12 protein-coding genes are annotated in these 14793 nt (G+C 44.7%); 2 read left to right on the plus strand and 10 right to left on the minus strand.

Going from position 1 to position 14793, the window contains the following annotated elements; all coding sequences use genetic code 11:
- Positions 1–435: transposase (locus tag ACWB0I_RS08195; protein WP_479387568.1), on the plus strand; the 435-nt coding region annotated here is incomplete at its 5' end.
- A gap of 648 nt (positions 436–1083) precedes the next feature.
- Here ACWB0I_RS08195 and ACWB0I_RS08200 read toward each other — a convergent pair.
- On the minus strand, positions 1084–3927 hold the full coding sequence (locus tag ACWB0I_RS08200) for an FAD-binding and (Fe-S)-binding domain-containing protein (protein ID WP_479387569.1): 2844 nt from the start codon (positions 3925–3927) through the stop codon (positions 1084–1086).
- A gap of 259 nt (positions 3928–4186) precedes the next feature.
- Here ACWB0I_RS08200 and ACWB0I_RS08205 point away from each other — a divergent pair, with 259 nt between their 5' ends.
- Positions 4187–4687 (plus strand): YkgJ family cysteine cluster protein, encoded by a 501-nt coding sequence (locus ACWB0I_RS08205; protein WP_479387570.1) that lies wholly within the window; start codon positions 4187–4189, stop codon positions 4685–4687.
- Between the two features lie 164 nt (positions 4688–4851).
- On the opposite strand, the gene ACWB0I_RS08210 is transcribed toward ACWB0I_RS08205, so the two are convergent.
- From ACWB0I_RS08210 to ACWB0I_RS08250, 9 genes are all read right to left on the minus strand, one after another.
- Positions 4852–5052, minus strand: coding sequence for a hypothetical protein (locus ACWB0I_RS08210; protein ID WP_479387571.1), 201 nt, complete (start codon positions 5050–5052; stop codon positions 4852–4854).
- A 232-nt stretch (positions 5053–5284) separates the two neighbouring features.
- Positions 5285–5437, minus strand: coding sequence for a hypothetical protein (locus ACWB0I_RS08215; RefSeq protein ID WP_479387572.1), 153 nt, complete (start codon positions 5435–5437; stop codon positions 5285–5287).
- Positions 5438–6054: 617 nt separating this feature from the next.
- A complete protein-coding gene (locus ACWB0I_RS08220) occupies positions 6055–8250 on the minus strand; it encodes a FlgD immunoglobulin-like domain containing protein (RefSeq protein ID WP_479387573.1) in 2196 nt (731 codons plus the stop codon).
- 206 nt (positions 8251–8456) lie between these two features.
- Positions 8457–9236: a hypothetical protein gene (locus tag ACWB0I_RS08225; RefSeq protein WP_479387574.1), complete on the minus strand. Its 780-nt coding sequence runs from the start codon at positions 9234–9236 to the stop codon at positions 8457–8459.
- Between the two features lie 19 nt (positions 9237–9255).
- Positions 9256–10779, minus strand: a complete 1524-nt coding sequence (locus ACWB0I_RS08230) for a serine/threonine protein kinase (RefSeq protein WP_479387575.1) — start codon at positions 10777–10779, stop codon at positions 9256–9258.
- On the minus strand, positions 10779–12275 hold the full coding sequence (locus tag ACWB0I_RS08235) for a sigma-54 interaction domain-containing protein (protein WP_479387576.1): 1497 nt from the start codon (positions 12273–12275) through the stop codon (positions 10779–10781). Before ACWB0I_RS08235 ends, ACWB0I_RS08230 begins: the two co-directional genes overlap by 1 nt.
- Entirely contained in the window at positions 12265–13242 is a 978-nt protein-coding gene (locus ACWB0I_RS08240; RefSeq protein ID WP_479387577.1) for a hypothetical protein, read from the minus strand. The genes ACWB0I_RS08235 and ACWB0I_RS08240 overlap by 11 nt, the downstream gene beginning before the upstream one ends.
- A 188-nt stretch (positions 13243–13430) precedes the next feature.
- On the minus strand, positions 13431–14180 hold the full coding sequence (locus ACWB0I_RS08245) for a 4'-phosphopantetheinyl transferase family protein (protein WP_479387578.1): 750 nt from the start codon (positions 14178–14180) through the stop codon (positions 13431–13433).
- A partial coding sequence (locus ACWB0I_RS08250) for a thioesterase II family protein (RefSeq protein WP_479387579.1) occupies positions 14180–14793 on the minus strand: 614 nt, incomplete at its 5' end. The genes ACWB0I_RS08245 and ACWB0I_RS08250, both read right to left, overlap by 1 nt.

A 14793-nucleotide genomic window follows, 5' to 3' on the forward strand; every position in this document is an offset into this window, starting at 1 on the left:
TCTAAAGTTAGGAAGGATATGGCAATTTTTCACATTTTTGCCTTTTTACACAAATTTAAGGACTTAATCATTAAACAAGAAGTAAAGCTAAGAGCCCATTTTAATTTATTATTAACCAATACAACGCCAGAACAGATATCGAATGAAAAAATCTGGTCGCTTTACAGATTAAGATGGCAAATAGAATTAATTTTCAAAATCTGGAAATCTATTGTGGAAATCAACAAAATAAAGAAGATTAAAAAAGCGTGCTTAGAACTTTATTTTTATTCCAAACTTCTGTTAATCGTTTTAGGCTGGCAAATCATTACTCAAGTATCTACAATGCTTTACAGATATGAAAAAAAGGCATTGAGTATAATTAAAAGTTACAAGACCATAGTTAAAATGTTAGAAAAAGAAGGACTAGAATTGTTAATATTTGAATGTAGATAGTTTAAAAAGGTTTATTTTAAAATTTTACAATATAAGTCGGAACTATCATATTCTTGAGAAACGAAAGCAAAACCCAACGTCATTTGAAATATTATTAACTTTAAACATCACCATTCGGTAAGTAAGATGAATAAGCCATCAATATTAAATAATTTGAAAGCTTAACCTGACGGCTATGCCCTCGATCCCCCTCTCCCAGAATAAAAGTCTGGGAGAGGGAGCAGGCTTGTGGGGAAAATTTTCTCATCTATATTGAGATTTTTCTTATTGGTATTGGCCAGTTCACTACGAAAAAGAATTCGTTCTGTCAGGCGGTTGTAGAGAATCGAAAATCCCGACTCCTGGAACTGGCCATTTAACCATTCAACTAATTAACTCTTAAACACATACACTTTTCCACGCTTGTGTCTGCCAGTGGAGGTCTCGAGCTGAAGCTCGAGTTACGACTGAAGCGGGACTCAGAATGACATGTCGGCACGAGCCCTCACCGCCTGAGCACAACATGCTCTCTCATAAAATAATTCGTAATTTAAAAAGGCGGATATTCTTCTTTAAAAGCAGAGCAGACCAGGAAGCAGGTTTTTCTCCAGCCGCGGTAAAATCTGTAACAACGCCTCCAGGCCCGGAGTCTCTGATTCAATGCAATGTCTAACGTCCAGCGGTTGATTTTGGCCTGGTCACCCGATCCACCAGATAAAGAATCGATTCAAAGGTCAGGCCACTGTGTTCGCTTAAACCGATTTCACAGGTGCGGCTGGTTGAAAAGCCTTGCTTTACATGGGAAGGGAGTTGTTCTTTAAGCAGCTTTAAACCGCTGGCATTCAGCTCGGGAACAGTGAATCCCCGATCGCCCGCAAAACCGCAACAGGTGCTGTCCGGAACAATGACCTCTCTGGCACACATCCTGGCCAGCTGCAAAAGTGATTCCTCCAGTTCCATCTTTTTGGCGCTACACACCGGAAAAACGGTAATGGTCTCATCCAGTGGTTCAAACTCCAGATGGGGCGCCAGATATTTTAAGGAAAAGGCGATGGGTTCAAAGAGTTTTAAACGCCCATCCAGATTCTCCTTCATGGTGTACAAACAGGGGCTCATGTCGGAGAGAATAGGAATCTGGCCGTTGTCGCTGGCTTTTAACAAGGCGGCTTCCAGTTCTTTTGCTTTTAGACGGCCGACTTCGAAAAAGCCCTTGCTGGAAAAAGCCATCCCACAACAAAGCTGGTTGACATTTTCCGGGAAGATGACCTCAAAGCCAGCTTTCTGCAGTAATTTAAAGGTCAGGCGTGTCAAAGGCTCGGCCTGTTCGCTGTCCGGCAGCACGCCCATGGATCGCGTGATGCAGGAAGGAAAATAGACGACTTTGCGATCTGATGTTGCGCTTTGATTTACCTTGTTTTTTATTTTTACTGCGGGCAGGGGCATGTACGGCGAAATTCGCGGAAATTTTTTAAAGGTCACCATTCTTAGAAAACTGGAACCACGCACCAAAAGATTTTTTCCCAGAATCTTTCGTTTGATAGCAACGATCCTTAATCCGAACCGCATGAAAGCTGTTACGGCAGCCATGTGATCGGCAATTTTTTGGGCCGTCCAGCGGGCCAGGGGTGAAAGCTGGTCGTGACGCAACGCTTTGATCAGCTTGCCGGTGTCAATATTCACCGGGCAGGTTAATGCGCACAAACCGTCGGTGGCGCAGGTTGCATTGCCATAGTAATTGTATTTTTCGTTTAGAATGGCCAGACGTTGGGGCTCGTGTCCGCTATTTTTCAGACTTTGCATTTCCCGATAAACCACAATCCTTTGCCTGGGCGAAAGCGTAAGACTGCGCGAAACACAACTGCTTTCGCAAAAGCCGCACTCAATACAATCGTCGATTAAATCGTGAGCGCGGGGCATGGGTTTGAATGATTTTAGATGTAATTGGGGATCGTCGTTGATCAGCACGCCGGGATTGACAATGTTTTGTGGATCAAAGAGCTGTTTAATTTCGCGCATTACCTCGTACAGCTCTTCGCCCCATTCCAGTTTAACAAAGGGCGCCATGTTGCGGCCGGTGCCATGTTCTGCTTTTAAAGAACCATCATAGGCTTCCACTACCAGATGAACCAGTTCATCCATAAAATTAGCGTAACGTTCAACTTCTGAGGGCTCTCTAAAATCCTGGATCAGTACAAAATGCACGTTGCCGTCAAAGGCATGGCCCCAGATGATAGCATCATCGTAATGGTATTTTTTAAACAACTTTTGCAAATCTATGATGGCCCGGGCCAGGTTTTCATAAGGAACCGCAATATCTTCAATGACAACGGTAGTGCCCTTTTGCCGGTTGGCGCAAACCGATGGGAACAGTCCCTTGCGCACGTTCCACAGGGCGGTAATTTCTTTTAGATCTGTGGTAAACTCTATCGGTCGCACTTTGGGAACGTCGTTCAGGGCCGACTTTATCTCTTCGATTTGTCTGGTTAATGTTTGTACATCATCGGCCCGTGTTTCTACCAGCAGCGCCGTGGCTTTTTCATCCAGTTCTTTCAGGAATGCCGGCATTAACGGTTGATCTTCCACCGAACGCAACGAGGCACGATCCATCAGTTCTGCAGCTGCCACCTTACAGGTGCGCAACGGCGCAATAGCCCGGCAGGCGGTTTCGATATCCGGAAAGATGATTAAACTGGTCGCCTTTTCCGGATAATCATCCACGGTTTGCAAAGTAATTTCAGAAATAAATGCCAGAGTCCCTTCGGAGCCGACCATCAGGTGTTCAATGATATCGATCGGGTCTTCGTAGTCGATCAGAGCGTTGAGACCGTAGCCGGTAGTATTTTTTAATTGGTATTTCTTTTTAATTTTTTCGACCCAATCCGGATGCTGCAAAACCTTCTGTCTGAGATCGGAAAGCTTAGAGATCAAGTCTCTCTTGCTGGCCAGAAAATTTCTTCTGCTTTCCGGATCGCGGGTGTCCAGCAGAGTTCCGTCACTCAAAATCAGACGTAAACCAGATAGGGTGTAATAGCTGTTTTTTTGCACGCCGCTGGTCATTCCACTGGCATTATTGGCCACAATTCCGCCAATGAAAGCGTGGTTGATCGAAGCAGGATCCGGACCAATTTTCTTTTTAAAAGGCTGCAGATATTGATTGATTTTTCCCCCGGTGAGGCCGGGCTGCACGGTGATTTGCGAAGCATCTTCATTTACTGACCAGTGACGCCATTCCGTAGGCTCAATGACCAGCAACACCGATTCTGTAATGCCCTGACCGGAAAGACTGGTTCCCGCTGCCCTTATAGTAAAAGGAATTTTAAGGCTGGCACAGCTTCGAATGGCAAAGAGGGCTTCGTCTTCATTAAAAATTTTAACCACCAGCCGGGGAATGAGGCGGTAGAAACTGGCATCGGCTGAGAAGGCCAGTGTGTTCAGATCGTCGTTCAATAAACGTTCTTTTGGAATTTGTGTTTTCAGACGTTCATAAAGTTCTGCGTATTTGCCGGACAGCATGCTTACCCCATTTTTATTTTTAGTTAGAGTTCTGAAAAATGTCAATTTTAGGGCCATTTCGAGTTGTCTCTAAAATCAGGACGAAGAGAAATCGTTCGTTAGAATTCTCTCCCTGATAAATCGGGACTCGAAATGACATATGTGTTTATTTTATTGAATTCTAATTTTAAGTTTTAAGGCCAAAAAATGCTAAAAAATTCCATTTGTTCCAAATTATTTTTTAACTTTAAGTAGTTGACCAAAGCGAGAGGCCTCGGTTATGGAATCCTTAATTCAGACGCTTGAAGTGTTTTACAAAAAAATCGATGGAGATGTGCAAAAACTGGAAGAACTAAACAAAGAGCGCTTGCATTGTAAAGCCGGATGCGCGGATTGCTGTTTAGACGGCATTACGGTGTTTGAAGTGGAAGCGGAATACATCAGGCAAAAAGCGGGGGATGTTCTGCGCCAGAAACCTCATGCCAGGGGTAAGTGCGCCTTTTTAGACGAGGAAGATCGTTGCCGGATTTATGAATTCCGACCCTATGTGTGTCACACCCAGGGCCTGCCGTTGCGCTGGTTTGAATACAATGAAAGCGGCCAGAAGGTGGAGTATCGGGATATCTGTCCTTTGAATGAACAGGGCCCCAATATCCAAATTTTGGACGAGAGGTACTTCTGGGAAATCGGTCCGTACGAGCAGGAACTGGCTGAAATTCAACAAAAGTTTAAAGAGGGACGCCTGAAGCGCATCCAATTACGGGATCTGTTTTTGAAATAGAGAGTTTCAGGTAAATCAGGAAAACATTTTGTAATGCTTAAAGTAAGATTTTAAAGGCGCATTGTTGTCTGGTTCTCCTATTTTTTGTTCATCCTACTTAAAACAAAAATCTCCGGAAAAGTCAGAACATTTCCCTCATGATTAGAATACTTCCTTCAAAAGATCTAATCCCGCCACAGCGGGATGCGAAAATTTTTATGTTGTATGAGAAAGTAAAAAGGTTGAGTTGTTGAATTGTTTAATTGTTGAATGGCCTGTCCGTCTGGCCAGACCTGTCCAGACGGGCCTGTCTGGTGGCCAGACGGGCCTGTCCGGCTGGCCAGACGTGTCTGTCCCAGAGAATCGGGATTTTCGCTGCGTTCCAACAGGCTGCGCCTTGCCAGACTGGCCCGTCCCTGAAAATCGGGGAGAAGAATGACAGAAAGTCTCGAGCTGAAGCTCGCGTTACGTTACGCTAGCGAATTGTCTGACAGTGTAAGTGATTCTTCTTCCCGATGAATCGGGATTCAGGATGACATGCCGTCACGTGCCCTCACCGCCTGGGCACTACCTGCCCCTTGGTAAATTAATTCGTAATTCGTAATTTTAAATTTTTAATTAAAATTGCTCTTTTGCCTGTCCGGCTGGCCAGACGGGCCTGTCCGGCAGCATGATGGGCCTGTCCCCGAAGAACGGGATTTCCGCTGCGCTCCAACCGGTGGCCAGTCGGGCATGTCCCCGAGGATCGGAATATGGAATGACGCTCGGCACGAAGCATCACTGATTGTCATTTCGACCGATGCGCCGAGAGAAAGCGACGTGCAAAGCTGAGAAATCTTTCTCAGGCGTAAGGGCGAAGCATTTTCCTGAAGGTTGTTCCAATTAGCGCAACCTCTTTGTGTAAAAGTTAAATCGCTCTTGAGAAAGACTTTTCAAAAAATGCTTCGCCCTTACAAAGGCTCGAGCTGAAGCTCGAGTTACGTTGCGATTGCGAATTGTTTGCAAGTGTATGGGATTCTCAGGATGACATGCCGGCACGTGCCCTCACCGCCTGGGCACTACCTGCCCCTTGGTAAATTAATTCGTAATTCGTAATTTTAAATTTTAAATTAAAATTGCTTTTTTGCCTGTCCGGTGGCCAGACCTGTCAGGCTGCGCCTTGCCAGACTGGCGGGCCTGTCCGGCTGCCACGGCCAGACGGGCCTGTCCGGTGGCCAGACGGGCCTGCCCGGCAGCATGACGGGCGCCCTTTGCGGTTTTTTATAGGTTGCGGCTCAGCTGCCTTAAATCTTGAATTCATTCAGTTTGTTGCACAGTTTGGGCCAATAAAAAACCCCGAAGCGTCCTGCTCCGGGGTTTTTCGCTTTGTGGGCTTTGGGTGGGTGTGTTTATTTCAGGAACATCACAGCTTTGGTTTGCACTGTGTTTTGTGTTTTCAGCTGGTAGAAGTACAATCCGCTGGCCACCTGACGTCCACTGTTATCCGTACCATTCCAGACAAATTTTTTGGATCCTGGTTGCAGGCTTCCATCGAATAGGGTTTTGACTTTTTGACCGAGCACGTTGTAGATAACCAGTTTTGCCGGGCCAGCTTCAGCCATTTGTACCTGGATGGTAGTGCTGGGATTGAATGGGTTTGGATAGGCGTCGAGCAATTGGTCGGTTTTAATCACCAATCTATCCGAAGGATCAGCAATTCCAGTGAGATCAACCGTTACAGTGGCTTCAAGATTTTCAACAGTGATCGTGCCATGCGATTCTTCACCATCTCTGGTTGTAACCATAAATTCGTACGTACCATCCGATTCTACAGGTACATCGAAGCTGCCGTCTGATTTAACGTAGGCATAGCTGGTCCATTCTTTTTCGCCTTCAGGACGGACGTAAACAATGTCGCCGATGTAATCGCTGGAAGTCGTTGCTTTAGCCAGACCTTGCGTTTGTTTTTTCAGCCAACCTTTAATCTTAGCCAGCGGCAAGCGGGTCGGTTTTTTCTCTTTTAGGATGAAGTTAATGCCTGTAACATCAGAACCCTGGATGAAGATCGGGTCTGCATCTTTCCAGGTTTTGGCGTTGTTGTAAATTTCAGGCAGATAATCAAAACCACCCCAGGCCGTTAAATAAACCACACTGCCCGTTGGGAAAACAGGATCGAATGCGTAATGCCCGGTGGAATCTACCTGTGTGGTAATGACACCAACATTGGTAGCCGTGGTGTAAGCAGTAACCTGACCCATGGTGATGGGTTCACCCTGTTCATTCATCAGCATTCCGGAAATGCTGAAGCCGTTTTCTGTGTCAATGGTATCCAGAGCAAAATCGATTCCGGTAACCTCTTCATTGGCATGGTAAACGATGGGATCTGCTGTGTGGAAGGTCGGTTCATCCTGGTAGAACTGGGCAAAAAAGGTGGTGTCTTTCCAGGCAAAGCCAATCAGAGAATCTTCCTGAAGCATGGTGTAGCCTTCAATTCTGTAATGGCCGTCTGCATCGGTTGTTGCTTCGTAGGTTTGCCACAGATTGCTCAGGAAATTGTAGCTAACAAAAGCCACATTGGCGCCTTCTAAGGGCAAACCGCTTTGACGGCTGGTTACCGTACCGCTGATGCTAAACGGATAAACATTAGGTTCGGGCAAATTAAAGTCGATTCCCGTAACATCTTCATGGACATCGACTTTAGTAGCTTCTTTTGGCGTGAAAACGCTGTCGTAGAATACCATGTATTTGAAGTCGTCAAAATAAGCCACGCAACGCAGCACGTAGGTTCCTGGGGCCAATTCCATGCTGTAATCATTGGTTGCGCTGTCCGGTGTGGCCGTAAACGGACGGGAAGGATGCAATGGATGTGCGAAGATAGTAACCATGTCATATTTGTCGGCATTGGTCACATGTCCGGAGAGGGTTTTAAGTTCTTTCAGATCAAAGGCATCCAGTGTGGTATCTCCGGTTACTTCAAACACGGCCCAGTAATTTAGATAGCCGGCATCAGGGTCTGCAGGAATATGAACCACATATTTCCCATGGATCATTTCCAGACTAAAATTTCCCGAAGCATCAGAATGTGCAGAGTAGGATGCCCATTTGAGCATGGGGGTAGGAACATTAAAATAGACTTCATATTCACGGAAATCGTTCAGGTTCACATCATCCGGTAATTTCAAAAAGTAGATGTCTGTTTCCACCGGATTATCTTTAAATGTAACGGAACCATTCACATTAACCAGATCGGTGCGCCTGGTGAGATGGATGTTGTGTTCAACAGGCAGCTCTTTCACTTCGATGTCTTCTGAAAAACCATAGTAGGTCATGGTGTCCAGACTGCTGAGAGTGTACGTGTAGTTTTTGAGAACCGTTTGGGAATAGAAACCGTTCTCGTCGGTCATGATCATGGTGCGAAAGCCTGTGGTGTCATCTTTAAAGGTTAATAGCATTTTAAATTGAGGAACAGGCATGGAATCATCGCCAGCTGTTACCCGGCCTGTGAGCAGAGTTGTGAACCCTAAGTTTTGGGCCTGCGTAAAGCCGAAGGCCATCAACACAATGATGAGCCCGCTTAACACGGTAAATAATTTAGATCGCTTCATGGTACCTCCTTCAGGTTTGTTTTACATTGCGATTTATGCTCAACTAAATATAATCAACAATCATGCCAGAAAATTTGTTCTATTGATAAAATGTTTAAGTGATTGAAAAATAAGTAGATTAAATGAAAAACCAAATATTTAAACAAACTCTATGAAAAAAATACTATGAAAAAATTGCATAGTAACGCAAAAAATACATAGTCGACTCACCAGTGCCAGGTCAGTTGCAGGGCCAGTCCTTCATCCAAAAACCTGGATTTGACTCGTATCTGCCACTCCCTGTTCAAGTCGTAATAAGCGTAAATATCCCAGATCAGAAAAGCAGCCATCAGCAAATTTCTTGCTTTGTAAAACCGATTGTAGTCATCGTACAGCCGATTAAAATCGGCTCCTGGTTTTGCTTGAAGGTATCGCGCCTCTTTCTTCTCTGTTTGTGCAATGGTGTAAACCAGGCCTCCGATCAAGGCCACACTGATTCCACTGTACGCCATTCCTTTCTTTTTAAATTTTTGATGCAGATGACCGCTGCCAGGTAACAACAGACTAAACAAGCTGGATGAGGTAGGTAATGCCACGGGTTTAACCACCGTTTTGATGATGGGATTAATGGGCACAACGGGTTTATGGGCTTTAATCTGCTCTTTGACGTGTTCGTAAAATTCAATGATTTTCGGAGAGGTGTCTCTGGGATTTAAAGCAAAATGGGGATCGCATTTGATGATTTTGTGAATGATTTTTTTGGCTGTGGTGGTGTCGGCCAGAGCGTAAGCCGAAGTTAGCATGTATTTCAATATTTGCAAACTGTCTTGTTTGGTAACGTAAGGATCCGTGAGTAAAAAGTTTCCTTTTTCCAGAACTTTTTTGTATTGAAAAGAACGAAAATCCTTTTCAAGCTCCGAAATTTGTCTTGAAATGTGGCTCTGGGCCGGAAGTTGTACCAGCGCTGTAAAGATAATCAGTACAATAAAGCTAAAATTTTTGTTCATAAAATTTCCCCAATGGACACTATTGTTTTAAATCCTGTAAGGCGATCTGCTTTTGCACTCTTCCGCGTTGACTGAAATCGATGGTATCAATAAAAGTAACGTAAAAGTCGTTTTTGATTTCCAGGATATGTTTTTCCCTTGTTACGTAAATGGGTTTTTGTAATGGCGTTTTGCCGATGTATTTCCCGTCAATATAGACATCCCCCCAGGGAAGTACCTGTAAATCCAGCCTTGAAAAGAGCGAATCTAATTTGAATTCGAATTCATTGGTACGACCAGGTTTGATGTCGATGGTTTGTGTGTACGTTGGGTAAAAGGGATTTTGTAAACCTAACACATATTGACCGGCTTTAAGCTTTAAAGGGCGCAACATGGGTGTGGAATCCACCAACTGATAATTCAGAAAAATGCGACACCAGGGATTTGTTTTGATGAGAAGCGCTCCGGTCTGATTGGCAGATTGCGGATTTTTGCTGGAGTGTTCAGGGTTCTTCAAGGGCTGGGTTTGTGCCTGATCTTTATTTGGAGTAGCTTGATTTTCAAAAACCGTGCTATCTATGATGGGCTGAAGAAGAACACTGTCCATCAATGTTGTTTCTGGTTCCGGGAATGTGGTGGTTTTTTCACCATTAAAAAACCAGAAGCTGACAAGAACCAGAAAAAGCAGGATGGCCGTGGAGCCCAGGATAAAGGGCACCGGAATTTTATTGTTAGTCGAAGTTTTCGGTACACTGGTTTCTTCTTTTAGATGCAAATTTTTCTGAAATACTTCCAGAATTTTAATCGCTGAAGCCGGACGGTTTTCAACCTCCTTTTCCAGCATTCGGGCGGTTAACTCCAAAAACCAGCGCGGGAATTGTTCGTCATAATCCATTAAATCGGTGATCGGTTTTGTTAAAATCTGAGAAAAAATTTCACCGATGCGCGACGCTTCAAAAGGATGTTTTCCGGTTATCATCTGATAATAGATGATTCCCAGAGAAAAGACATCGCTGGCCGGGGTCAGCGGTACATTGTTAATTTGTTCCGGAGACATGTAAAGCGGGGTGCCGAGTAGAGAACCTTCGGTGGTCATGCGATACAGCGATTCATGGTAGGCAATACCGAAATCGGTTAGTTTTACATTCCCTTTTTCGTCGACCAAGATGTTTTCGGGTTTTAAATCGCGGTGGATGTAATTATTTTGATGGAGCACTGAAACAGCCCGCGCGATTTTGAAAGCCAACTCTACAATTTCATCGCTGCTTAACCTAGTGCGCTCTAAAAATTCTTTCAGATTACCGCCTTCCACATATTCCATGGAAATGTAGTAGAGGCCGTTTTCTTCCCCAAAATCATAGATGGCTACAATTTGTTGATCGTTCAGGTCGGCAACGATTTGTGCTTCACGCTCAAATCGTTTCAGCAGGGAAGGATCGGCGCTCTTGAAGATTTTCAGGAAAGTTTTGCGTTTTAGTTTTTTGTGCCGCGCCAGGCAAATAGTGGTGGGCCCGTGTTCTGCAATGATGTTCAGGATTTCATAATTTCCAATGGATTTCAGCATTACAGTCCGAGCTCCTTTGCTTTCAGTTGCAGGGCGCGTAAGGAGATGTTCAGGCTTCTGGCTGCGCGCGTTTTATTGCCCTTAAATTGTTCCAGGCGACGTTTAATGATGTAGTTTTTGATTTCTTCCAGAGTCGCTTCGCTCTCCAGTTTTTCTGGCAACAGATGATTGGATGCTTCCACTTCTAAATCATCGAATTGAATATCTTCCGGTTCGATGGTTTTATCAGCAGCCAGAATGCTGGCCCGTTTAAGGATGTTTTCTAACTGGCGAACATTACCCGGCCAGTTGTAATCCATCAGTTTTTTTAAAGCAGCGCTGCTAATTTGCATATCCGGGTTGTCCTTCTCCAGAAAGTGCTTGACCAATAAAGGAATATCGGATTTACGGTCGCGCAGAGGCGGAACCACAATATGAACCACATTCAATCGGTAATACAAATCTTCGCGAAACTTGCCTTCTTTAATCAGTTTGGTCAGGTCCTGATTGGTTGCGGCTAAAATGCGTACATCGGCATGGCGCAAAAGGTTTTCGCCAAGGCGTTTAAATTCTTTGTTTTGTAAAACACGCAACAATTTAGCCTGTAATTCAAAAGGCAAATCGCCGATTTCATCCAGAAAGAGGGTGCCGCCATCTGCTGCTTCAAATAGCCCGATGCGGTCGGCGGTTGCTCCGGTAAAGGCGCCTTTTTTGTAGCCAAATAATTCGCTTTCCAGAATGGTCGGAGGAATGTTGCCGATGTATTGGGCAATAAAGGGCTTGTCACGCCGATCGCTCAAATCGTGAATGGCCCGAGCTACCAGTTCTTTTCCTGTGCCGTTTTCGCCCGTAATGAGAACCGCCACATCGGTTTTGGCCACCTTGTTAATGATGGTGAACAGGCGCTGCATGGCCGGTGATTCACCCACCAGAGTCGGGATGTGTGCCGTCTTTTCGAGTTGATTGCGTAAAATGATGTTTTCATTTTCAAATTTTTGTTTGGTCAGAATTTGTTCCATGGCCAGCGAAGCAATGGCCGAAAAAAGCGATAAAAATTGACGATTCGCTTCATTGAAATGTTGCCTGTTCTTGCGGCTGTCAAAATAGAGTACACCGTAAACCTGGTCTTTAATGAGCAAAGGAAAAGCCAGAATGGAATGAATCTGATTTAGAATCACACTCCGGGCATGCTGGTAGGTGGAATCGCTTTGTGTGTCAAAAGAAAGCACTGCCTGGCGCGTTTTAAGAATTTGTTGAAAAACGGTCTGGGAAAAATGGATTTCATCCGAAGATTGCTTGTCTCTGGTAATAATACTGCGCGGCAGGAAACGATCGTTTTCTTTGTCATAAAAGATAAAAGCCCCTACCTCGGCCCCGGTTTCATCAATCAGTTGATTTAACAGGGTGTCCAGTACATTCTCTTCGTCGCTCATGGCAGACATTTGCCGCGTCAGGCGATAAATTGTGGCCAGATGCTTTTCCGTTAATTTGTCGTATTTTTCCATGTTATTGTTCATAGTAAAAATTGATATAATTAGATTGACAAATGTTCCCGAGCCGATCTTCTACCTGCAGTTTCCAGTTGTACTGCCCGGGACTTAAGTTTTTAACTATTAAAGACGTCTGTCCTTTGGGAATCCCCTTATAGGTAATTTCTTCGAATGTCGGAAATTTTAATAACACAATATTAAAAACATAATCGAACGAAAGTTCCGGATCAACCCACTGAAATAAAACGCTATCCTGCGCTACCTCGCTGATAGACGGACGGAGTTGTTTTAAGGTAGCCTGGATTACGCGTTTTATGGTGTACGGCCCACTTACCACCCGATCATTGTTCTTATTTTTCACGATCAGATTAAAGTTAAGTTCCGGTAGGGTTTCTGGCGTAAGGTGGCCGGAAATATCCCTCAGGTCAAATTCGAGTTTAAATAGATCGCTGTTGTTTGCATCTCTGATTAGCAGGGTGTCAAATTGATACGCTTCGTTTTGTAAATTCACGGCATCGATGTCAATCGGCCCGTCCAGGTCTGTGACCATGGTCTCCATGTAAATGGAAGTAATGCTTAGTTGATCGTACAGGTTGTTGTAAAAGGAGATAAAATGCGTGTCGTGCAGTTGGGGTTCAGCATTCAAAAATACTTCATATTCATGATTTTGATCCTCACTAAATTGAAGCGTATCCGGAAAATATTGATTTGCTGATACGACAAAGGTTAAATTTTCTACCGGTTCGTGCTCAAATTGTACAATGCCCTGGCTATCGGTTATTCCAAATAGATGTAAATTGGGTTCAATGACCTGAGCCTGGGCAATGGGTTTAAAAGGCGGGTAGAGCTGTTTAACGTGGATTTTGCTTACCACTAAATTGGGCTGAGGTTTGTAGTAATTTTGGGAACGGGGATCAAACGGATTTTTCCTTGGTGCATCACAGGATAAGGCAAAGATCGTAATAAATAAAAGCAATAATCGAGACCATTTCATAAATTTTGTTTCCCACATTTTAAAAGATCGTTCGCACTTAAAATTAAACAAAAATTTATTTCATTGAAATTTAATTTAGCCTGCTTTCCTGTCTATCGACACAATAATGTAATGATTTAACAAACAACATAAAATTTTACGTGACCTGGAAAATTGATACAGAGAAAAGGGTCACTTTCAAATAGGGGTCAGTGTAATCCACTCTTGTTTAGGGCAAAAAGCCCTTTGCCGAACCATCTTTTTATGTTAAAGCGACGGGCCTGGACGACCAGGGCTGCTTTGTAGGCTTCTGGCGCAGGCAGCGCTGCCATGGTCCATTGTTGCACGGCCTCTGGCTCGTGATGGGTCTCTTTCAGAACAGCGGTTTCGTCTTCCTGTAGGCTGACAGAAAATCCGGACAGTGGGATGGCCAGTCCTTTCCCCCGGGCCTTGATGTAAGCTTCTTTTCTGGTCCAGGCATTGAAAAAACCATGTGCATAGCGTTCCTCTGGCAGGGCATTAAGTTGTTCGATTTCGTCGGCAGAAAAAAAACGGCCGGCCAGTTGACGCAGATTTAGATCAGGGCGCATCTTTTCAATGTCAATGCCCAGTTCAAAGGTCGGGCTTAAACCGATTAAGGCCCAGTCGTAGGAATGCGAGACATTGAAGAAGAGGCGCTGATTATCGAGGTAGGGCTTGCCAAAGGGATTTAAGGTAAATTGAATGGTCGCAGGATCAATCTGGCAATAAGCGGCGATTAAGAGACGCAGGGCTGCACGTCCGACAATAAATTGATCGCGGGCCGATAGAACGCGAAATTTTCGGGCTCGGCGCTGTTCGTCCTCTACTAAAAAATCCAGAAAGCGATCGCTTTGTTCCACAGGCAATAACCAGACGTGAACTTCCTGCTCATTCTGGAAGCGAAACGGGCACTGCCGCCACTCGATCCATTCACTCATCAGACATTCACTAAATTAAAATGGCTGCTGACATCTGTAAGGATGGCTTTCAGTAAATTGATTTTCTGATGCAACAAATAGAAATGGTCGCCCGGGAAAAGCCGGATATTGAAATCTCCGGTTGTGAAAGCCCGCCATTTTTCCAGATCCTCACGCGGGGTCGAAGGGTCCTGAATTCCACCTAATGCAGTAATGGGCGAATGTAGCAGGTCCGAGTTGCGGTGCGCGTAGGTTTCACAAATTTTAAAATCGGCCTTCAGGATGGGAAACATCAAATCCATCAATTCCTTATTTTCCAGCGCTTCTTTGGGCGTTCCGTTGTACTCTTTAATTTTAGCCAGAAACTGCGGCTTGGGCAGATGATGGATTTCCGGCTCGTGGCGGGGCGTGCCCGGCGCGCCGTGGCCGGACACAAAGACGTGTTCCGCCCGTTTGTTCAATCTATTCTGTAAAAAGAGCGCCACTTCAAAGCCCAACAGCGCGCCCATGCTGTGGCCAAAAATGGCAAAAGGCTTATCCAGGCTGGAAACAATTCCCCGGGCAATGGGCTCGATTAATTCTTCAATATTTTCGGCCAGGGGTTCCGAAAGACGCGTACCGTGTCCAGGCAATT

The organism is Caldithrix sp. (assembly GCF_056497305.1).

Bases quoted from the DNA above. Each gene is read 5' to 3' on its own strand.
- ACWB0I_RS08200 (WP_479387569.1), bottom strand. From the start codon at position 3,927: ATGCTGTCCGGCAAATACGCAGAACTTTATGAACGTCTGAAAACACAA.
- ACWB0I_RS08205 (WP_479387570.1), top strand. From the start codon at position 4,187: ATGGAATCCTTAATTCAGACGCTTGAAGTGTTTTACAAAAAAATCGAT.
- ACWB0I_RS08220 (WP_479387573.1), bottom strand. From the start codon at position 8,250: ATGAAGCGATCTAAATTATTTACCGTGTTAAGCGGGCTCATCATTGTG.
- ACWB0I_RS08225 (WP_479387574.1), bottom strand. From the start codon at position 9,236: ATGAACAAAAATTTTAGCTTTATTGTACTGATTATCTTTACAGCGCTG.
- ACWB0I_RS08230 (WP_479387575.1), bottom strand. From the start codon at position 10,779: ATGCTGAAATCCATTGGAAATTATGAAATCCTGAACATCATTGCAGAA.
- ACWB0I_RS08235 (WP_479387576.1), bottom strand. From the start codon at position 12,275: ATGAACAATAACATGGAAAAATACGACAAATTAACGGAAAAGCATCTG.
- ACWB0I_RS08240 (WP_479387577.1), bottom strand. From the start codon at position 13,242: ATGAAATGGTCTCGATTATTGCTTTTATTTATTACGATCTTTGCCTTA.
- ACWB0I_RS08245 (WP_479387578.1), bottom strand. From the start codon at position 14,180: ATGAGTGAATGGATCGAGTGGCGGCAGTGCCCGTTTCGCTTCCAGAAT.